The organism is Psychrobacillus sp. MER TA 171, assembly GCF_023713305.1.
Lineage (GTDB): Bacteria > Bacillota > Bacilli > Bacillales_A > Planococcaceae > Psychrobacillus.
In genome coordinates this window covers 56996-80193 of sequence record NZ_JAMAWN010000016.1, presented here as the reverse complement: position 1 = coordinate 80193, position 23198 = coordinate 56996, and the positions used below count along the sequence as shown (strand labels likewise).

Sequence of the window (23198 nt, the reverse complement as noted above, 5' to 3'; positions counted from 1 at the left end):
ACATCGTGTGGAGGTAATACACATGAATGGAGACAGTTATCGGATGAAAAACCGACAGAATTTGTTTTAAGCAAAAGTGTTCACTCTAAATTAGCAAAAAGTGTTCAATTCTACTTGACGGTTACATTTTTCCGAGCACTTGGAAGGTAAGAGAAATTTCAGAAGATAAAAGTATATTTTTGTACGAAGAAACAAGAGAAGGATGGAGACAGATAGTAATAGGACTAGGCTATAAGCAGCCAAGCAAATAATTTTGCTATTTATATATGATTCGACCATATAATTTCCTGAAGTAGAAAAATAAATCATAAAGTTTCCGAAAGTATGAAAATTTGTAGTTATTGCCTAATGTTAATCATTAAAAATGTTATTCACAAATAAATTTATACCTTCAAAATTACTTAAAGCTATATGGCTCTATGCGTGGAAACTTTATGATTTATTTGAAGGAAATTATATGGTTTATGACACTTTTTTAATTCCTTGAGTTGTCCTGAATTGGACTGAAACCTTATTAAAAACCTTATTAACCTTTGTTAATCCTTTGTTAGAAATTATTCAATATCAGGTTCATGAATAAAATTTGTGAATTTATCGATTGTCTCGGCTTTTGCTTTTTTAGTAACGTGAGCATATACATCTAATGTTGTTTTCACGTCTTTATGCCCAAGTCTGAATTGTACCTCTTTAATTGTTGCTCCTGCTTCAAATAGTAAGGAACAATGGGTATGGCGTAATCCGTGTGCTGTAATGTAATCAAGGTCATACTTTTGAAGAAATGATGAAAGCCATTGGACTGTTTTATTTGGATCTTGTAACACATTATGTTCATTATATTTATATTTATCCTACCGCACATAATAATAATTATGTGCGGTTCAATGCATTTAGCTACTAGAAAAGGTACAGCAGATGTATTTCTTGGTACTGCACTTGCTAACGATACAAATCAGATAAGAGGACAAGCAAGTTGGATAAAAAACGAATCAGTTTTATCTTTTTCTAATGCATCACAGGTTGCCTTAAATGCATTCAATGCTTTATCAATCCTATCTTTAATATCTAATAGATTCGAATTGACCTGTGCAATAAAAAAAATGGAGATTGATAACCGTATTGAGATATTAAACATTCTCGAATGCTAGGTATACCTAAATAGTGTAAAATAATGGTGATTATAAGAGATGGAGGAAATTGTGTGGCAAGCCCAATAACTATAATTAAAAATAATACGATTTTATTTAAAGCAACAAATATTCAAGAGGCAGCAAGAATCCTTGCCGAACATCTAAATACAACAAAAAATAAATGTTATGATCCAATTGAAAGAGGCTATGTATATAACATTCCATTCTTTGTTGGAGAAGACGAATACCGTTTTGTTGCACCTGATGAAATAGCGGCAAATCGTAGAAAAGAACTCGAAGAAAGAGATCATAAAAATGCTCGTAGAATTTGGTTAGTGCCAGCAAATCCAAATGAATATGACATAGAGAGTGCGTTTACCCGATATGATACATTAGACTGGAAACGATCTTATAATTATGAAAATGGCGATATTTTATACATATATGTTTCAGGAAATATAAGAAAAGTTCGATATAAAGTTGAAGTAGTAGAAGGTTTTGTCCGTACTAATGATGTTACATATAATAAAACGTATTGGACGGATGAACAGAAATTTGAGCAATCCAAAGGATGGGATCGTACACGTATTCGCTTAGTTGATGAAGTTGATACCCCGGAACTATCTCTTGCACGTTTACGTGAGCATGGTTTGAAGGGCAATATTCAAGGTTCTATGAAATTAACGGGTATATTGCGAGATTATATAATGTCATTCTTTGAAAGGGATTTAACGGAAGGTTATTATCCAGATGAAGTTGCCGAAACATTAGAAGAAGGAAAGCGCAAAAGTGTTATGGTGAATGTTTATGAACGTAATCCATTTGCCCGTAAACAATGTATTGATTATTATGGGGTCCAATGTCAAGTTTGTAAATTGGATTTTGAGAAAACCTACGGAGAAGTAGGGAAGGATTTTATTCATGTACATCACATTAAGCCCCTTCATGAGATAAAACAGGGCTATATCGTAGATCCAATAAAAGATTTAATACCTGTTTGCCCAAATTGCCACTCGATGCTTCATCGCAAGCAAAATGGGATGTATTTATCGATAGAACAATTAAGGGAACGTATTACAAAGTATAAAAGTAATTCACGATAGATTAATCCTTCCCACATGCAGTGAATAGAAGGTAGTATGACTCTGGATATTTATGTTAAAATTATTATGAAGATAATGGAATATTTTCCTACACCTATTCATATAGAAAAGGGGATAATTGGTTTATGTCTAATATGAAAATTGTTCAAAATTTCATTAATACAACAAATGATTTATATTGTGATGATTGTCTTTCGGAAGTATTGGTTATTAAACCGAGACAACAGGTTAATCAAATATGTAATAAATTAAAAACACAAGGCATTATAAAAAGAGAAATCAAACAATGTTGTTATTGTTCAAAAGATAAATTGGTAAATTTGAAAATTAGTATAACAAAAATACTTGGATAAAAAGGTATTACATAATCATCAATTCTTGTTACTTAACAAGGAAAAAGGATGTAAAGAGTAAATTACTTGAAAAAGTAGAAAGAGTTACATTTCATTCATTTGAATAAAATATTTCGGTGGTGCTTTGCCCACGACAAGCACCCTTGCCACAACCAATCGAAACACCTACTGAACCGTTACTTCAAGAAGTCGCTCTCACTCCCCTGAGACTTACAACTCGAAATAGTAGTTTTGGGGGCTGATTTTATTGCAAAATTATTAGGAGGACGAGAACTAAACCAAAGTATAAATCAAACACTATTATACTCCCAAGAGCCACAATGTTTAACTATAAAATACCCACGAAAATTTAAGTCGTTTTTCTATTTTGTAAAAGAATAAAATTACAAATTTGAACTATAGTATCAGGGGATTAAATATATTATAGGAAAAAAGCATCTATTCCATTATAATAATAGTAAATATACTTTTAGAGTAGGTGTGTAAATGAATTCAATAGTCTTAAATCCTGAGTTGCTAAATAACAATGATATTACAAAATACCTACATTCTTTTACTAAATTTCATTCTTGGTTATTAGAAGATGATTATAGTTTTAATGAAGAATCCTTTTTGGCAACTAAAGACGTATTAGATTTTATCAGATCTGGTGTAAAGATTAAAAAGAAAAAAATTTTAAAATTGTACTTTGAACAATTCGATATTGATAGTATAAAGCAATTTATTAGTCCTTTATCGGATGTATTAGAGGCAAATACAAATGATGATATCAGTTTAGCTTTATCAAAGAAAAGTGAACTGATTTCACTTGGAATTTTAAATTTTACTAAACAATATATCGAACAAATTTCACAGTATAATCCACCATTCATAGAAACGGAGTCCAGCGCACAACAAACACAATTCGAATTGAAAAATGATGAACAAATTATTCAACAAAATCGACAACGAATTATTAAACAAAAGTCTCAATATACCAAATGGTTGGAAGGTGGCATTGTTCCAACATTAGAAAAACTAAAGGAAGAATACGATAATCATAATATATCAGAAGAGCTTGTGCGAAATTTTGTAAAAGAGTTTCGTAAATTTGTAGGGGGAAAATTGGTATTCCAAATCACAGATGTAAATGAAAAGACAGTTTCCGGTATTCCACTTGAAATATCTAACTCAGGTTATGAAGAGATGAAGCATCCATTTTTAAATATTACGTGGGAAGTATCTGCTCCTATTGTGAAAAATATTAAATATAAGGCTGGAGATATTGTTGAAGCTTCATTTAATGAAACACGTAATGAAAACTTTAGATATTTATTGCTTTTTGTAGATTTTGGTCGTGCAACAGTACTACCTCGTTCAATATTGGATGTACTAGCCACAAACTTGAAGCCAACCGTATTAAAAGATGTATTAATTAATTTGAATGTAGCTGAAGAAAATGATGAACAGATTCAAGCATATGTAATTCAAAAAGTTCTAGAAAGATCGGACTTGGTAAAACAGGAATTAAATAAAAGTTTAGAAGAGCTTGAAGAGAAGTTCACACAACTACAAAGCAAAGAGAAGGAATTAGGTCAACAAGAGCATGAACTAAATGAGCAAGAAAAACAGTGGAAAACTATTTTAGACCGTATTGATTATTATAAAAGGTTTGAGCAATTCAAAACTGTTGGTGATGAAGAAGTATATAATGAAATTCCATTTAATCCTCAATTATTTGTTGAACAATTACAATCTCTGTTTTATTTTAATGACGAACTACAACTTGTTTATAGCAAAGAAATTATACGGAGTTTTGTGTATGCATTACAATCAAATATTTTAAGCGTGCTTGCAGGTCCATCTGGTACAGGTAAATCAAGTATTGTTCATGCATTTGCTAATGCGGTTGAAAATGTAGAGGTTCGAATGATACCAGTACAATCTAGTTGGACAGATACGCAGGATTTACTTGGATACTTTCATCCGACTGATAAGGCTTTTGTTCCAACTCCTTTTATGGAAGCAATGGCTGAAGCTGCGCACAAAGATAATGCTCATAAAATCTTTTTAATTTGTTTAGATGAGATGAATTTAGCGCATGTAGAATATTATTTTTCTGAAATACTGAGTGCAAGAGAAGAAAAGAAACAGGAAATTAGACTATACCCAAAACGTCATTGGGAAACAGCAAAGTTGATTTTAGAACAAGGACAAGTAGATATAGAACGTTTACAAAGCGCAAGAGACTTAATTGAAAAATATCCACCTGTATTTTCTATACCTTCAAATGTTCGATTTATCGGTACATTAAATATGGATCATACGGTAAAACCACTAAGTCCTAAAGTAATTGATCGAAGCTTCATAATTGAAATCAGCCATTTGAGTGCTTCTGAAAAGCGAGAAATTATTTCTTCGTTAGAGGTTTTACAAGGCAAAGTGAAATTGAATTATGATAAATTTATTGAAACATATTCCGAAGAAGTTGTTTTAGAGGCTTACATTGATGAGTTGCAAGATATTTCTAATTTATTTGAAGGATTTCCGAATGCCTCTCTAAATAGTCGTGGTATAAAGCATTTAACCAAAATACTAACTTATTGTAAAGATTCTAGTGAAATAGAAAAATTCTTGGATTATTTAATTTACGGTAAAATTTTACCTCGATTAGAAATTAAAAAAAGTGAGTTTGTTCTTGTAGAAAATAGTATTATGTCACAACTTGAAAAGTATGAAAAGTCTTATATAAAGCTACAAAAGATGATAGAAGCTAAACATACGATAACGTTTTGGTAGGTGATTGTCCTTGAAGCTATTTAATATTATTTGTGGAGATAAAATAACTTGCTTAGATGAATTACATTTCGCTGGGAAAGAATATTTTTCATGTGAATATAATAAAAAAAGAGCGGAAATGTTAGAAATTGGTGTAAAAGTAAATTCAGCGTCAGAAGTAGTTATTAAGCAATTTAATAAAATTGTGTTATCACTTGTTTATGATGCCGACATGGATATTTGGTATCAAAAAAAAGTAAAATGGATTGAAAAAGGATTTAATCGTCGTACCGATGGTATTTTTGGATTCAATGTTGGTGGTAGCTTTGAAGTTGAAGCAATTGATGAAACTGGTAATTTATTTGATTCAGTGCAGGTCAATATTACACCTGGTACGATGTCGATTGAGGAATATAAATCAATGCAGCAAGAAGTACGACGGTTATTTGAAGTTTTTTCTTATGACTTAACGGAAAATAAATTTGATGAGAATAACCTATTAAGCCGTGTACAAATACCGATGTTTCCTTTACAAAGTTTTAATTTAATAGTTCAAGAAGTTGCTGCGATAGTTAATGAGCTAGTAGAACGTCCTGAGATTGAATTGAAAACTGTTGTAAAAAAAGTAAACGTAAAGGATGTCCGTAAATGGACTCCATCAATTATTATAGAAAACGCTTTAAAACAGCAAGGCAAGGTAGTTGCATTAGTTAATGAGCAAGTAACGGATATAAGAGAAAATAAAATGCTTAGAAATATAATAGAGCAATTTTTAGAAAGAACTATTAGTGAGTTAATGGTAGAAAAGCGTCAGTTAAAGCTATTTCAAGAAGAAATTGAAGAGTTAAAAATAATGATTTCACATGAGAGTAGTTCAGTTGTAGAAAAACCAAAGCAATTATTAATAGTTTTAAATAATGATTGTCTACTTTTACAACAAAGGATTGAACAGTGGGGCGCTCTAAAAGTTACATTGGATGGATTGTTAAAATTACCAATGTTACAGGTGGAAAGTGAACAGATAGAGGAAACGCATTTGTTCAGAATGCATACGTATTACAGTGAAATTTATAATTTATTCATACAATATGAAAAATTGACACCAGATTTAACGGATACGTTCAGATTGTTTATTCAAGTATTATTAAAATCGCCTACATTATATGAAGTTTGGGTTTTATTAAAAATTATTCAGCAATTTAGCCAGTGGGGGGTTAATCCGAGAGAGTTTGTGGATGATATTGAGAAGAAATATGTAAAACCAAATACACAGTCAATAAGCGGTTATCGAAAGCAATTTAAGCTCCAGGACAAACCTTACGATATAGGTATTTATTATGATTTTACTTTTAACTTTTTGGAAAAGGAGTATCGACCTGATTTTATCATTGGGTTTTATCATAAGAATATAAAAAAATGGGCTTTCCATACATTAGATGTAAAATATAAAAATTACAGTGCAATGAAAAATGGTAAAAGGGACTTCTATAAAGACTTAAAAAAGTCGGCTTTTAGATATTTAACAGAATTATTTCCTAGTAAAGATTATTTGCAATCAGCTAGTTTAGTGCATTTAGATGCAATTGGTGGACATTGGAATGCCAAACCTAATCTATCTGAAAAAAAGATTGATCAACATAAATTAGCCCATTTTGTGTTTTCTCCGGATAATGATAAAAACTTACAAACTTATTTAAAGCGTTTACTACATGAAGGCAGTGGTTATTTTAATTGCTGCCCAAATTGTGGACAAGAGAAACAAGGTGAAATTCTAAATTACAAAGAAATTACTAGATATAAACGAAGCTGGAAAACACTTTATAAGTGTGATGATTGCAATGAATTATGGGTAGCAAACTTTTGCAGTGATTGTTCATTTAAGAATCGTAATCCAATGACAGATTATGAAAAAAACATAAGATTTAACTACCCACGGCCTTTATTAAAATATCCTACTCAAAATTATAATGTCCAAGTAGGAGATGAGTGGGAAGTTCACTGTCCAACTTGCAATTGTCTAAGCTATCCTGAGAGACCGTATACATTTATAGATGATGATTACAATGGTCCAAATGTCCAGTACCATACCATAAAAAAATTTAGATATTCTTAATTAAGATAAGTTAGTCTACTTAATCTTTTACATTTAATTTATCGTCTCCGTAAGCAAATTGAGTAAACCTTATTAATTCCTTTGTAAGAGCATTTTTAAGTGGTAAAAAAAGCCCTTTAAATGTTGATATGATTGGGTTTTAGGTTTTGATATCAGTAACACCCGCCGTCTCCATCCTATGTTCATATTAAATTAATTAATGTCCCAAACCGTCTAATCAATTCGATTTTGGCGGTTTTATTATGTTCACCTTCATTATCCTGAAGTAAAAAATTCTTATTAATTCTGATGATTAATACAGATGAGTCTAATTGTCATTTTATATCCATATTAAGGTAATTAAATGAACTTAATTCATCCGAAATGTAAAATAATCTTAATAATAACTGGGACATTTATAATATTAAATGGTCCTGACTAGTTATTTAGGGTAAAATTGATATAAACTATCTAAGTAAATAGTTTCGTTAATATATGGAAACCTTGGAGGTACCTATGCAAAACTGGAATTTTATTATTAAGCAGCTTAATTTGCCAGAATCTATGTATGGCTTTAATAATTTAATGAATTTAATCGGTGATAGTAATTCTACGGTTGTTTTATGCTTAGAGGATCTAACAACTAAAATTGAAGTTCTACTATTTGAAGCGATTGACTTTACCAAGTCTGATAATTTGATAATGTTAAATGACTTTAGGGATTTTACACATACAAAGCGGTGGGAAATTCTATTTGAATATGATGCGATAACCTATGCAGTATATAAACAAGTAAGAGATTTAATAATAGTATTTGACCGGCAGACAATGATTACTACGAGAACATTAGTCATAGCCATCAATCGTTTAAAATACGTTATAGATGCAATAGCTGATAAGAAGCTATTCAAAACGTCAAATTCAATAGGGAAGCTATCAACAGAAGCCATAGCTACTACAAGTAGTAATAAGGGTGGCTATGATTTATTTCCCTCTATAGAAGATATACCTTTACCCATTAAAATGAATACAAGAGTATTAGAAAGCTTCTGGGATATATTCATTGTTCATTTTGATTTAGATAATCATAAATTTAGTTATGAATTAATTAAAACAATGGTTCGATATAATCCTGATGGAGCTTTAAAGAAAATGAATATCTTATTTAGATTTTTAGGGGTTGCCCGACTTAACTATTTAGCAGAGTCAAAATCTATGGTTATACGAGAGCCATTTGGTACACCAGAAAGGCTTGCCCATTTGTCCACAGAGTCGATGTGGGAAAAGATATATAACGATTATGATCTACCCATAGAAGAGTATGAAATGGCTAAAAATATTTCAAGAGTTTTGAAGCATGCCCAGGTACCTAAAAATATTGTAGCAGACGTATTTGCTACTTTTGAACAGCTTGTTACAAAGTTGTTTTTTGTAGTAAAAGAGCAACAAGGTAAAAAGAAAGTATCTCATTCAGTGAGACCAGTGGTAAGCATGAAGGAAATGCGACCGCCTGAAGTGTCAAAAGCTGTACGCGAGATAGAGGAAAGAAGAGAGAGAGCTATATTGAGTACTACAAGTAACGCAGAGATTGCTGCGTCTGTTCATACGCCAGATAAAATGGAAGAGAGAGTAGTAGAAATCTCATCTGCTACGAGTCAAACAGATGAATCTAAGAAACAGCCTAGCAAATATGGATCCCTATTCCTTCAAAAAATTAAAGGTCTACAAAAGTCTTCTAATGAAACGGTCGTAAATGCGAATGAGCTTGGCGATTTTCAGAGCTATATGCATGTGGAAAGAAAAATTGAGAGAAATACTGTAGCAAAGCTAGAGGAGATGCAAGCATCTAGTAGTCCCCAGTTACTTTTACTACTCGGGAGTGTAGGGGACGGGAAAAGCCATCTCTTGGCATATCTAAAGGCTACAAAACCAAATCTATTCAACAATGTCTATATTCATAATGATGCAACGGAGTCCTATGAAAGAACGAAGCCTGCTGAGGCAACGCTGGAGCGTATTCTCTCTCCATTTGAGGATGGCTTTGTTCCTAAACAACATATCGTTGTGGCAATAAATTATGGTAAACTACACAACTTTTATTTGTTACAAAAAGAAAAGGGTCAATTCCAATTGTTCACGAGCTACATTGATTCCTTAAATATTTTTAATAAGACTAAAAGTGATAAGAAGACCGATACATTTGAAAGCTTTCACACGGTAGATTTCTCTAAGGAAAAATACTATAGTATCTGTGAAAAGGGAGTATATTCATCCTTCTTTTCCAAGATACTTGAAAAAATTACAGCACCTGAGGGTGTTAATGAAATATATCAAGCATGGCTACAGGACAAATCAAATAACAAATGGACGATGGCTCATGAGAATTACTTATTACTGATGAATGAACAAGTTAGAAAAAGAATAGTAGAGAAGATAATACATGTCATTATACGAAATAAGATGATTGTCTCTACGAGAGAGTTTTATAACTTTATTGTAGATTTGATAGTACCCTCTGAGATATTGTTAAATCCACAAAGCACTGCTTTTTCGTTGGAAAACTCCTTACCCAATTTACTGTTCAATCATCCAGAAAGATCAGCTATTTTATTTGGATTAAATGAGCTAGATCCCGTTTTCATTAAAAATAGCTTAAATGATGAATTGATTGCTAGTATATTCATGCAGCCAGATCTATCCACATATTTATCGAGTGTAATAGGTGTAGACGGTAATATTCCTTACGATAATTATTGGAGAAATGCCATTTCTTTAAACGAACATTTAGAAGTGGCCCGTTTTGTCATTCGTTTAAAAGAATTATTAAATGAAAACAACGAGCAATCAGATTTTAGCCACTTTGTAAAATACTTGTATGCCTTTTATAAAGGTACTGGGGAAGTCATCGAGGAGGTATTCCCGCTACTTGAAAAGGTAGTTTACCAATGGAAGGGATCCCCACGTGATTCATATGCGTACATTACGAATAATTTGAAAAAGGAATTTAGAATGGCAATCACTATGAATTTGGAAAGCACATTAGATATGGATCTGTATGGAAGTGTAGAGGAGGGTGACCTACATGCCTCTAACCACTATATCACTCTAGGCTTCAATGATATTAACTTTGATCTAGATTTAAAGCTTTTTGAAATTTTAAGACAGGTAAGCAATGGTCATAGACCTAACCTACACGAGGTAGGACAAGCCATACAATTTGAAGATTTCTATAATAAGCTCATCAAGTATTTTGAGGATAAAGAAAAGAAATTACTAATGGTACATGTACCGACGAATGAGTATTATGAAATTTCTAAGCCTAAGTTTTCAAAAGCAAAATTCGATGTAAAGAAGGTATAGCATGATTTTCCAATTAGATTATCAAAGAATTAGAGACTTTGTGGAAAAGAACGGAGTATATACGTATCGTCGTCGAGAAAATACGTTTGTGCTACCTCTCCCTACACGTAAACCAGAGCGCGCTAAGTTTGAAAATGGCTATGCAGCCATTGTTGGAGCGACGATGCGCGTACTAGATGGTGAAAGCATAGAATACGAGAAAAATGAAAACTCTATTGATGGAATCTTAGGAGAGGGAAAATTTGATTCTGATGAAACAACGGAAGTATTTAAGCTGTTTATTGAAAATGAGCTAGAGGATATAGAAAATTCTACAATTACCAGAGTAGAACATTTTAAAAATATCCCTTTTATTAATCATAAGGATGAAAAAAAGGGCGAGATTGGTTATTTTAATTTCTTCTATGATTTATTTATTAGAGATTACGAGAATGAATTCAACTCATTGTTTAGTGAATTAAAAACTGAGGATTTATTAAGTGAGATTATACGTATTTCAGGACAGGCAGACAATAAGCCATTAACTAAGAGAAAATATAAGATGCTTTTTCCAGGCTTGCAGCAGCAATTTTTAAATGATGTGAGGACTCTATCGACGAATCCGGCATTTTTAATCCAGCATTTTGCGGATATCGCTTTGCATTATACATTTATTGCGATGTCCCAAATTGTCATTCAAACAAATAAATTAACATCAGCTCAAACAGATAAGCTGCATCGCATTGTATTCTTGAATATGAGCGAAACAGCTTCTAAGAGACGGGATTTTTATAATGAGGGGTTACGTTTCTTACGTGAGGAGATAAGAAGCTTCTTTGCCCATGAGCATACGTTAAATATATTAGGTAACAATACCTTTACTCAAGAGAGCAATTGGTTTTATAAAGATTATGCATACTATTTCCAAAAACAATTACCAACTGCGCAAGAAGAATTTATAAAGTCTATTTATTATTGGATAAATGAAGAGTATAAGCTATATTTCCCGTTAACTGAAAGAATTCCTTATGAGGAACAGGACTTGCAGCAGGCGTTTAAGGATCTGTACGACACGCTACGTAGAAATGTTAAAGAGGAGATTAATTCTCGTTATAGTGTGGCCTTTGAAACTATTGCAACACGCTTCTATCGTAAATCAGGTGGATCGTTAGGTAATATACTAGCATTAAATATGAACCAGCTTATTTCCCTAATAGCTGTAGCAGTAGGCCCACGCGGCAGCCAATTAGAGTTAAACAAGCTATGGATAGAATTAGAAAATCGGGGCGTCTTCTTTGATAAATATTCTAAGGAAGAGGTAGTAAAAATTCTAGATAATTTAAATTACCTAGATAAAAAAAGTGATAGTGGGGATGCTCAATATGTCAAAGCCATTTTATAATCATATAGCAAATCAGCTATCAGGTTATTTCGCAAAGGAAGTGAAGCAAGGAATAGTGAATCGATATTTTCTTTCACTTCCTTCTGAGATATATGTTAAGGAAATTATAGATGCACTAAAGGATTTACCAGCGGCAAGTGATTTTACCTACACAGTACCTGGTGGCAGTGAGGCCTATACAGCAGATTCATTGAATTATGGAAATCATAAATATGTGCTAGCTACTACTCTAGATGAAACACATATAGACTTTTTAGTTACACTACGTAATCTTATGAGTGAGCAAAAAGGGGAGTGGAAAAATACATCCCTAGTAATAATCTCAGATAATCTGTTAGATTCTATTCAGGGTGGTAGTAAGGATCTTACCTCTGAGGGGATGCCACTGCATGCAAGTCAAATAGTCAACAATTTGGAAGAGTATATCAAGGAAAGTGCATTGGTAGGGCAGGACAAGGAAATTCTCTTGCATTATCTAGCCGAGACGGAGGAATTACATTATTCAGAGCAGCCGTCGTTTTTAGACTTTGAAGAGATTTTGAACTGGGCAAATGGACAGCAAATCCAGGAGGAAGATTATAAGTCACTCGGATATTTTAAGGACTCCTTGCTTAATTCGATAATTGAATCCAGGGATCAAGAGGCCGTTGACAGTAATAAATATAACAAGCTACAAAAAGAAATTGATAAACGCCTAACCAACAACACAGAATTATTCGATGAGGTTTCCCGTCTAAGAGAACTAGGTAATGGAGAAGATCGTTTAGTGGATCTTTTTGATGACTTTGGTAAGAAGCTCTATAAGGATGAGGACGGAATTGATTTAGTAGATGTTTTAAAGGCGAAGGATAAAGTTGCCGAACGTAAGGATATCTATTTGAAAGCAGATGAAATAACTGTCCTTCGAAAGAAGTCTAATGAGAAGATAAAAACATTTTGGCAAAAAAGCTCTAAAAAGCGTACCTATGAGGTAATCATATTTCACCCTGACTATGAGCCGTCTGAAACTATTGAAGTCAAACTACCTTTTAGTCGCCACACAAGTGAAAATTATATATTAAAGCGCTCTGCTAATTTTGTTACTGCAAAGGGACATTCATTATTAGCTAATATTGAATTAAGTGATGAGTATAGTACTTTTAAAAATATTTCCTATAGACATGAAAATATGTCTTCAAGTGCGTTCACTATCCGCATTATGATTATCAAGGAAACGGAGGATTGGTTAAAGCGTTATGAGCTTTCATACGGTTTAACCTCCGCGGGACGACTATTATTAAATTTATCGGATGAAAATCTCATTTTTGGAGACGGATCTTTTCAAGCCGTTGTACAAAATGAGGATGAAATAGTCAGGGTAGAGGATGCAGGAGTCGAGGTGTCCTTTGAGCTAGGGTTATTAGATGAAGATACTAGCTCCATACAATTTGATATTGTTCATAATAAATGTAGACTACCAATTGTGGTGAGTGACGAGGTATTTAAGACGAAGGACATTTCTTCTCAGAAAATTTGGCTACGTAAGGTCAATCTTAAAGAGACATTTATTATTTCGGATGATGGAAAAAAGATTAATATTGGTCAGCAGCCATATAAGCTATCTAACGAAGAAGCTCTCTTTTACCTACTGGAGCAACAGTGGCTAGATGGGGGAGTAAGGATTGCAGAGTATAATATCCAAAGCTTAATACCTAAACCATTGGATTTGCCTGAGGGAGTAGAAAAAGCTTATGATTCCTTCTTGAATGCATTGAAGAGTAAAAAATCGATTCCCACGCTTATTTATTATGACGAGACAATACGTAATGCAGCTAAAGTATATATTGAAGAATTCGTATCCGCTATCCATGAAATTAGAGACAACGATTACCTGTCCAACGCACAGAAGAATCTATTATACTTGGGTACATTGCAATACAATGACAAATTATATATGACACCGTTCTCCCCTTTAAATGTCGCCTACCAGCTACAGATTATAGAAGAGGTAGAAGGACAGGTCATAGATGAAAATATATTAAAGCGTTTAAAGCCAGCGTTTATTATTCCTTATTTAGTAAGTCCAATTGACGATAATTATCTAAAGCCTGACTCTCTAAATAACATGTCTGAATGGCACTGCTTCCAGCCTCAAAAAGAGGTTCAAATTGGAGAAACAAATGCCTATTTGGCTAATTTGATACGTGAGAAGCTAAAGCAATTTATTACCTATTATGATTATTTATTTACGATTAGTAACAAGCCAAAAATGCATATCAACATTATCAATTTAACGAATGATAAAGAAATTCTAAAAGGAATTCTAAAATGGTTTAAGGATCGTATTACTCAAACAGGAACACTTTCCAGTATGTTCGACCTGGAGGTAACTAGCTATGAATCAAGCTTAAATACAACAAGTGCCTTTGAGCTTTTTAATACACTAAGCACTCCTGCTGAGGTTAAGGAAATCTTTGATATAGATTGTTCCACTAAGCAATTTGATGCAGAGGATGTATTATTAGAGATTCAAAAACATTTAAGCTTCTATAAGGCTCCTATCGAAGAGGAACCGCGTTATAGTCATCTAACCTTCTATAAGATGCAAAACAAGGAGCAAATGTCTAAGCAAATCATCCAAAATGCACCGAATGCTATGAACTTAGATGGACTTTTTGTTTCCACGGTTTCTCAAAGAACTGAAAACGGTGGATACCGTGTAGGCTTTGGGGTAGGGTCATCAAATACAAAACGATCCCTGTTAACGCAGTTTGCAGCGGCTATTAATGAGCTAAGCGCGAACAATAAAAATTATGGTAAAGATCCATATAAAAAGAATAATGTCATTTCCCTTCATATCGATGAAGATGATGAAAGCTATTTAAAATTACTTTACAATAATTCGATTTGGTTAACATTCATCGACCCTGCAGTGGATTTACGTTACTTCCAGGATAGCTCTGATAATCTTGTCATAGTACATTACTCAGACCAGCTATCCTCAAGCAGCAAATATGATGCAATTACGATTACGGACAAGTCTAGACAATATTTCAATGTAATTGATGGGTTCCTTCAATCCCAAGGGGTAAAAGTACCTGATGAAAATATTGATCATATTATTAAGTCATTTAATACATTTAATGGTGAATGGTTACTGAGAGCCGTCCAAAACCAAGGTCATGATAAAAGAGAAAAAATGAGTATCGTCGCTGCTATTAAGCATGCATTACTTTACTTGAATTCTAGCAATATTTTATGGGTTCCAATTTCGATGGAAGAGATAGTTCGTGTGGCAGGAAACATTCGATTGAGTCGTAAGGACGGCATCTTTTCTGGGAAGACAATTGGTAGAACAGGTAACTGCAGTGATGACCTCCTTTTGTTAGGGCTTGAAAATGAACAAGGCCAATTGAAGCTACACTTCTATCCTGTAGAAGTAAAAATAGGTTTTAACAATTCTGATGTCATCGAAAAAGGTATTAAACAGGTAAAAGAACTGAATGAGCGATTAAAAGATAACTTAATAAATGATACTTCTTTTGATGCAAAGTTTTTAAGAAACTTTTTTGCCCGTATGTTAATTATTAATGCCAATAAAATGAGAGAAAATGATTTCTGGCCAGAACAATCCTATGACATTTCAGAGGAAGTATTGGAGAAATTACTAAATGATGAGTTTGTGATAAGCGATGATTTAGTTGCAGAACATGGAGTAGGAGCAATAATCTCCTTTAAAAAACATTTAGTAAAAGAAACAAAGAATCGTGAAAACATGGTTTTAATCTATGAAATACCTGAGGATACTGCATATCGATCTTTAGGAGTTAGAATGGAGCAGCTAAAGGCGAAGGACTTTAGCGTTGTGGAATCGATTGAAGTTAAGCCTAAGGAAGAAAAAGAGATTGTACCACTTCCGTCAACGATTGACACGGCGGAAGATAACGAGGTAGAAGGTGAAGTCCTGCCTGTTGCTGATGATGCCTCAGAAGAGAATAGAGTGATTGTACCGCCATTAGAGGAAAAGCCAAATGGAGAAGAGAAATCGGATATTCCATATCATAATGAAAATAACGGTAATAATAATATTGCTGCAGATTCAACAACTGATTACAAAGTAGATGACGTAGTTAATACAGAGCAAACGGATGATCAGGTACCAGTATTGCCATTGACTCCTCCGTCAGTTCAACCTACAAGTAATCAGCCTCTATTTGGTTATCATGGGAATCAGCCAATCTATTGGGAATACAGTTCAACCCTGCTTTCGAATCGTCATTTAGTTATTGGTGGTAGATCAGGACAAGGGAAGACGTACTTTGTTCAATCGGTATTGAAGCAGCTTGTAGAAAATGGTCAGTCTGCTTTAATCGTGGATTTCTCTAGTAGTTATACGAAGAGTCAGCTTAACTCAAACTTCTTAGACCTGTTAGGTGACCGCCTAGAAGAACGGATTGTTTATTACGAGGGGTTCCCTATCAATCCATTCCGTCGTCGAGAAAAAATAATTGCTGGAAAATCGTTCTTAGAGAAAGAGTCTGATACAGCCTCTAGAATCCGTAACGTATTTGCTTCAGTCTATAAACAATTTGGCGACCAGCAACAAAGTGCGATTTATCGTGCAGCTAAAAAATGTATAGAAATGTACGGAGAAAAAGCAAATATGCAATTAATGCTAGAAGTACTGCAGGATTTACCAGATACGACCACCGCAGTTGCTGCCTCTATCGTTAGTAAGCTAAGTGTATTTGTAGATATTGATCCATTTGACTATGACAATGAATTCACATGGGATGATTATTTCACAGCAGACGGTAAAGTGTTTGTCATTCAATTTGAAGGATTCGATCAAGATGACATTAAGAAGCTTATGACCGAATTTATATTATGGGATTTATTCTCCTATGCTCAAAGTGGTAATGTCAGTAAGCCTTTACCAATCATCTTAGATGAGGCGCAGAATCTAGATTTCGGAAGTAACTCTCCTTCAGAAAAAATATTGCGCGAGGGACGCAAATTCGGCTTATCTGCCTGGTTTGCTACTCAAACGTTCAGCAACTTTTCGATAGCAGAGCGAACAGTTTTAGAAAATGCAGCCACTTCTATTTTCTTTAAACCAGCAGAAAGTGAGCTAAGCCTGGTAGGTAAGAAAATGAATATCCATAACCTAGATGAATTACGTTACTTACAAAAGGGTGAATGTATCATCCAAGGGCAATTCATGGAGAATGGTCATTTAAGTGAACCGAAATCTATTAAGGTTAAAGTTCCAGAGATAAAATGATTTGATGTAAACAGTAATACAGTTTAATGATAAAAGGAAAGGAGGAGCATTATTTTGCTCCTCCTTTCAGTTTAGAATATCTGAGCTGCACTTAGGTGTTGATATTCCTCCAACCAGGCAATTATCCAATCTAGATGCTCATCTAATTTCTTCTTCCTTGTTTTACATTCTTCAAATTGTGTATCACCTCTTCAAAGCTCATCTCCAAATATTTATTAACTGTCGTTCGAGATATTTTAAACTGATTGGCGATATGAGAAACTGTTAAAAAATGTGATTATTTGAAAGGTAGAGCTAATGGGGTATTCTTCTCTGTTTTCTCATTTTTAAAAAATAAGTGTGTGTAAAAATCTGGAAACAAAGAAAAAAATAGCGTATTTTGTATAATGGTAAGTAATAATCTTAAGGGGTGTTATCATGCAAATACAACGTGGGCAGAAGGTTACATTGGAAAATACAGCACAACTGGAATGTTTTGTACGATGGTCTACACCGAAAAAAGAAATGGAGTTAGATATTTCTTCTTTTTTATTGCAATCTGATGATCGCTGTGAAAAAGATGAACATTTTATCTTTTACGGTCAACCATATTCTCGCGATAAATCAGTTAGTTATGCAAAAGGAACAATATTAGATGGCTCGATTAGTATTCATTTGAATACTGTGCCTGAAACAATTAAGAAAATAGCTATTGCCTTGACTATTCATGAAGGGGACGCACAGAATTTACGCTTTCAAGATGTAGGGAAATTAGAGCTTTTTATAAGAGATTCTATAACAGGAAATACTTTATATACTTATTCGTTTGGTGAGGATTTGCAACAGGAGACTGCAATAGTGGTTGGTGAGTTGTATAGATATCAAGGACATTGGAAATTTAATGTGATTGGTAGCGGATTTAATGGAGGGTTGGAGGCATTATGCTTAAACTATGGTTTAGAGATTGAAAATAGCGAGAGTAGTATACAGAGTAATTCTACTCCACCTCCTATAGAAGAACCTAAAAAAGAAAAGCCAAACCTGGAGAAAATGAATATCAATCTGAAGAAGAAGGAATCCATATCGATAGCTAAGTCCAATAAAATTGTAGCAACATTGGAGTGGGCGAATCCTAAAAAAGATTTAGATTTATACTGTTTTTATGTATTGAAAAATGGGGATACAGGAAAAGTGTATTACCGTTCGATGGGGAATGCTAAACGTGAGCCTTTTATTACTCTAGATGGTGATAGTAGAGGAGCAGGGAAAGAAACTATTGTCATACATGATCCCTCTAAATTGAAGTATGTATTATTTGCAGCATATAGTGCAGTTAGCAATGGCATTGGTAGTTTTAAAAGTATGAAGGCGAAAGCTGTCGTTGATAACCAACTGGGTCAACGTATAACTAGCCCATTATATGAGAAAAATCGTTTAGCCTACTGGGTAGCAATAGCGCATATTGACTTTACAGATGCTGATAATATTAATGTCAGCCATGTAGAGAGGTATTCAAAATCTGGTTCTGAACATTCTCCAGAGCTATACGCAGATGGTTTGTTTGAGATGGATCGGGGAGTAGTAGAGTTTAAATAAACAATGAAAATTTTAGCAAAGAAAATAATCAATGTCACAACGATTAATTGGAGTATGTATAAACAGTGCCAGCTTCCTCCAACTTCTCCTGATAGTATTTCTCTAAAGTAATAAACTTAGAGGAAATTCTATTGCTTGCGTTATCGGTATGGAAGGATAAGGGTCTTTAGTGTCAAATATGCAGTGTAGTTAGTTCTTCACATAAAAAAAGCATGTTGTTTGTCTTTTATACAGGGACCTCAAACAAAAATAGGAAAAGTTTGCTAAATTACTAATCTGTTACTAAAATAGAAGTAAGAATATTCTACTAGTTGAGGATGGATGGGGATGGCAACATGAAGCTTAATATGGAACAAAGAAGAATTGTGGAATTGGAACCGAACGGACATATGATGGTAAAAGGAGTTGCAGGGTCAGGGAAGACGACTGTAGCGATTAGACGCATCTCTTTTTTGCAGAATCACTATACCCCTGAAGACAATGACACAATTCTTCTGGTCACTTACAATAAGACGTTATTACAATATATTAAGTATCAATATCAAAAACTTGCAGATGAAGAGGACGAACAGTTAGTGGGCATATTTTCTCGTGAAAATGAAGTGAAAATTATTAATATCGATAGCATCATGTATAGATATTTTTCTTATTATATCCGACGTATGAATCTATCATTGCAACCTGCCGATAAGGTTTTAGAACGCAAGATTATGATTAAAGCTATACATAAAGTGCAGCAGCAATATCCAAAAAGTAAAATTCTACGTCCTAAGAATAGTGATTTCTTGTTTGATGAAGTAACCTGGATCAATGCATGCCAAATTGAAGATGTGGAAACTTACCAACAAATGGATCGAATTGGACGTGCGACAGGAGGGAGTGGGTCCCCTCAAAAATTAACGAAAAACTCAGATCTTCGTAAAGCTATCTTCGAACTAATGGAAACATTTAATGAAATGCTAGGAAAAGAAGGTTTTGTCACTTATAAACAAATGAATATCATGGCTCTACGAGAAGCACAGCAAATAAATCACGGAAGATATACGCATATTATTATAGATGAGAGCCAAGATTTAACAAGGGTTCAACTTGAATTTTTGAAATGTATTTATCAGGAAAAAGCGTACTCCTCTATCCTGTTCGTTGCTGATAACACACAGAGTATTTATTCACAATCGTGGCTCGGAAAAGGAAGACCTTATACATCGATTGGGTACGATATGAGCGGAAAGTCGAGAACTCTTAGTAAAAATTATCGGACGACGACGGAGATTTCCAAGGCAGCTTATCAACTTATTGAAAATGATTCTACTATTAATATGAATGTTGACTTTGTAAAGCCATCGCTAATAGATCGACATGGGCACCAGCCTATTTATCGATTCTTTACGACAAGCCAGGAACAGTTAGCATTTTTAGTAAATGAAATACAAACAATCGCAAATGATTATCGACTAGCAGAAATTTGTCTAGTTGCAAAAGAGAAACGACTGATTGAAAGTGCTGCTCAAGGTCTTGAAAAGGAAGGAATTCCATGTGAGATTCTCCAGTCAGCCGATGCAAATTTTGAATCCGACAAAGTGAAACTAGTGACGATGCATTCGATTAAAGGATTAGAATTCAAAGTAATCTTTTTAATAGATTTGAATGATGGGGTTATCCCTAACGATCGACTATATGATCTGGATGATGAAAATACAATGGACTCAGAAGAACGTAAACTCTTATATGTTGGCATGACACGAGCAAACGAGCTGTTGTATATGTCTTCTGTGAAAAAGCCATCTAAATTCATTAAAGAAATGAACTTTGAGTTTCTTCGGATCAAAAGAGATTGCCAATTACGTCCTTTTCATTCAATTGGTATTCAAGATTATCAATTAACCAATCAAATAATGGATCTTAATTCGAAAGAGGAAGTAGTTCGGCAGTGGATGATACGTGAACTGCATCAAACATACGGTTATCCGCTGGAGTTGTTAGAGTTAGAGTATCCTGTTCAGCAGTTTTCACGCAAAGGTTTTGTAGATATCGCTGTGCATATATACGCAAATGGGGATTTACTTCCTTATATTTTCATAGAAGTTAAGCAGTTTGGAAGTGGCATTAAAGATGCGACGGAGCAATTGAGATCGTATTTAGAAGCGGAAAGTCGAGCGCGTTATGGCATAGTAACGGATGGTCTCCAAGTAATTTTTATGGATCGGGCTGGAGAAATATTAAATGACTTACCAAAATGCCAACCGCAATTCTTGCCTGAAACGAAAAATAAACGAACATATAATAATTTGAAAAATAGTAAAAAGTATAGAATAGCCACGGAAATCGATAATGATGAAGTAGTAGAGTTCACGGATCTTGAGTCCGGTATGTTTGTAAACTATGAGACGAAATGTAAGATTCCACTTATCGGGAATGTCGCTGCTGGAATTCCAATTACCGTTAGTATCGAATACGATAATTTCCTTACACTTCCTAGGGAATGGCTGATTTCTGATATAGACACGTTTGCCCTTACCGTAGCGGGAGATAGTATGATAGGAGCGGGCATTGATAAAGGGGATACTGTAGTCGTTAACCGACAACAATCTGCCTCTAATGGAGATATTGTTATCGCAATAATTGACGAAGAAGTAACCATGAAGAAGTTTATGCCTATGGGAGATTCTATCCTCCTCATTTCCGAAAACGAAAAATATGAACCGATTCAAATGAAAAAAGAAGACGTATTAATCAATGGTAAGGTTATTGGGGTTATGAAAAGTGTATAAGGAACATTCGTGTTAGTTCGATATAAACGTAGATACTTAAAATTTCATGCAATAGCGACTTCCAATGCATGGATACCAAGGGTTTAACAATTTGTTTTAAAGTTGCATGATCAGGTAATTGAATGGATCAACGAATTCAAAAAAAAAAGACTTTTACCACTTCCCTCTGATGAGCAGTATGAATTTATGATTTTTAGTTCACTTCAGGACATACATGATGCGATAAAAAGGAAGAATGACAAGCATGGTTTGAGCAGAGTGGTCTGTACTTTTGATTATCTTCATAAAAAAAACGGTGAAGTTTAATATATTATAAACCTTCAAACTACTCACAAAGACCTCAAAAGAAAAAAAGAATCAAGGTTTTAAGAAAGTTCAAATAGTTATGTAAGGATGATGAAAGTGACTTTTGGAAAGACAATTAAAATGTTCTTAATAGATGGTGATTCAAGTGGAAGACTAACTTGTGAGTTATCGAACTGGACAGGTTTAGCTTACAGAATTCCTAGAACTGAAGTGAAAAAATGTGCTGATAGACGAAACCTGAATTCTACAGGTGTTTATATGTTATTTGGTCGAGATGATGATGACAAAGAAGCAGTTTACATTGGTGAAGCTGAGGAAGTATATACACGTTTACAAAGTCATTTACGTGAAAAGGACTTTTGGAATGAAGTGATTGTATTTATTAGCAAAGATGATAACTTAAACAAAGCGCACATAAAATATATTGAAAATAAACTACATGAAAAAGCTAAGGTTACTAACCGTTATGAAGTACTAAATGGAAATATTCCACCTATGCCTTCTATATCAGAATCTGATCGTGCAGAAATGGATGAATTCATTAGTAATCTTATCATGATAGTAAATACATTAGGTCATAAAGTATTTGAAGAGATTAAAGATAATGCGGATACAATTAATAGCGAATTCTGGTATATCAATGCAGCTCGTGGGGCAAAAGCAAAAGGCATTCAAACACAAGAAGGGTTTGTTGTTTTGAAAGGATCGAAAATTGCATCTAGCACTGTAGACTCTTTTGTAGAACGTTTAGTAACCAAGAGAGAAGATTTAATTCAGTCAGAGAAAATACAATTAATAAATGATGAGTATACAGTCATGGAAGATTTATTGTTCTCTAGTCCGTCATTAGCAGCCGCAATTGTCATGGGAAGAAGTGCGAACGGGTTGACAGAATGGAAGGATAGATATGGAAAGAGTTTGAAAGACATAGTTTAATAAATACTGTTTGACGATTTACTCAAGAGTTAAATTTGTAAGATTATATATGGGATATCATTGATAAAAGAAAAATCTTAACATTTTTTAATTAAACTGTTTATGATGTAGAGACTGGGACAAAACCATCCTCTTAAATGAAAAAGCCGATGAAATTTTACAATAAGTAAAATT

The 23198-nt window shown here is 33.8% G+C and carries 13 protein-coding genes; 12 read left to right on the top strand and 1 reads right to left on the bottom strand.

Annotated features, from left to right (window positions below; translation table 11 throughout):
* Window positions 1-554: 554 nt before the first annotated feature.
* Window positions 555-821, bottom strand: coding sequence for a tyrosine-type recombinase/integrase (locus M3627_RS14600; RefSeq protein ID WP_483315291.1), 267 nt, complete (start codon window positions 819-821; stop codon window positions 555-557).
* A gap of 48 nt (window positions 822-869) precedes the next feature.
* Here M3627_RS14600 and M3627_RS14595 point away from each other — a divergent pair, with 48 nt between their 5' ends.
* From M3627_RS14595 to M3627_RS21100, 12 genes are all read left to right on the top strand, one after another.
* Window positions 870-1145, top strand: a complete 276-nt coding sequence (locus M3627_RS14595) for a hypothetical protein (RefSeq protein ID WP_251556290.1) — start codon at window positions 870-872, stop codon at window positions 1143-1145.
* A 53-nt stretch (window positions 1146-1198) separates the two neighbouring features.
* A complete protein-coding gene (locus M3627_RS14590) occupies window positions 1199-2230 on the top strand; it encodes an HNH endonuclease (protein WP_251556289.1) in 1032 nt (343 codons plus the stop codon).
* Window positions 2231-2355: 125 nt separating this feature from the next.
* Window positions 2356-2583, top strand: a complete 228-nt coding sequence (locus tag M3627_RS14585) for a hypothetical protein (protein ID WP_251556288.1) — start codon at window positions 2356-2358, stop codon at window positions 2581-2583.
* A gap of 486 nt (window positions 2584-3069) precedes the next feature.
* Entirely contained in the window at window positions 3070-5361 is a 2292-nt protein-coding gene (locus M3627_RS14580) for an McrB family protein (RefSeq protein WP_251556287.1), read from the top strand.
* A gap of 10 nt (window positions 5362-5371) precedes the next feature.
* A complete protein-coding gene (locus M3627_RS14575) occupies window positions 5372-7453 on the top strand; it encodes a hypothetical protein (RefSeq protein WP_251556286.1) in 2082 nt (693 codons plus the stop codon).
* A 495-nt stretch (window positions 7454-7948) separates the two neighbouring features.
* The gene (gene dptF / locus M3627_RS14570; RefSeq protein ID WP_251556284.1) at window positions 7949-10792 is read left to right on the top strand and encodes a DNA phosphorothioation-dependent restriction protein DptF; all 2844 of its coding nucleotides are present in this window, start codon (window positions 7949-7951) and stop codon (window positions 10790-10792) included.
* 1 nt (window position 10793) lies between these two features.
* Window positions 10794-12173, top strand: a complete 1380-nt coding sequence (gene dptG, locus M3627_RS14565; RefSeq protein ID WP_251556282.1) for a DNA phosphorothioation-dependent restriction protein DptG — start codon at window positions 10794-10796, stop codon at window positions 12171-12173.
* The gene (gene dptH, locus M3627_RS14560) at window positions 12154-17436 is read left to right on the top strand and encodes a DNA phosphorothioation-dependent restriction protein DptH (RefSeq protein WP_251556280.1); all 5283 of its coding nucleotides are present in this window, start codon (window positions 12154-12156) and stop codon (window positions 17434-17436) included. Before dptG ends, dptH begins: the two co-directional genes overlap by 20 nt.
* Window positions 17437-17853: 417 nt before the next feature.
* Window positions 17854-19011: a TerD family protein gene (locus M3627_RS14555; RefSeq protein ID WP_251556278.1), complete on the top strand. Its 1158-nt coding sequence runs from the start codon at window positions 17854-17856 to the stop codon at window positions 19009-19011.
* 335 nt (window positions 19012-19346) lie between these two features.
* Window positions 19347-21782, top strand: coding sequence for a transcriptional repressor LexA (gene lexA, locus M3627_RS14550; RefSeq protein WP_251556276.1), 2436 nt, complete (start codon window positions 19347-19349; stop codon window positions 21780-21782).
* A 102-nt stretch (window positions 21783-21884) separates the two neighbouring features.
* A complete protein-coding gene (locus M3627_RS14545; protein ID WP_251556274.1) occupies window positions 21885-22088 on the top strand; it encodes a DNA/RNA helicase domain-containing protein in 204 nt (67 codons plus the stop codon).
* Window positions 22089-22184: 96 nt separating this feature from the next.
* On the top strand, window positions 22185-23024 hold the full coding sequence (locus M3627_RS21100) for a GIY-YIG nuclease family protein (RefSeq protein ID WP_251556271.1): 840 nt from the start codon (window positions 22185-22187) through the stop codon (window positions 23022-23024).
* Window positions 23025-23198 lie beyond the last annotated feature (174 nt).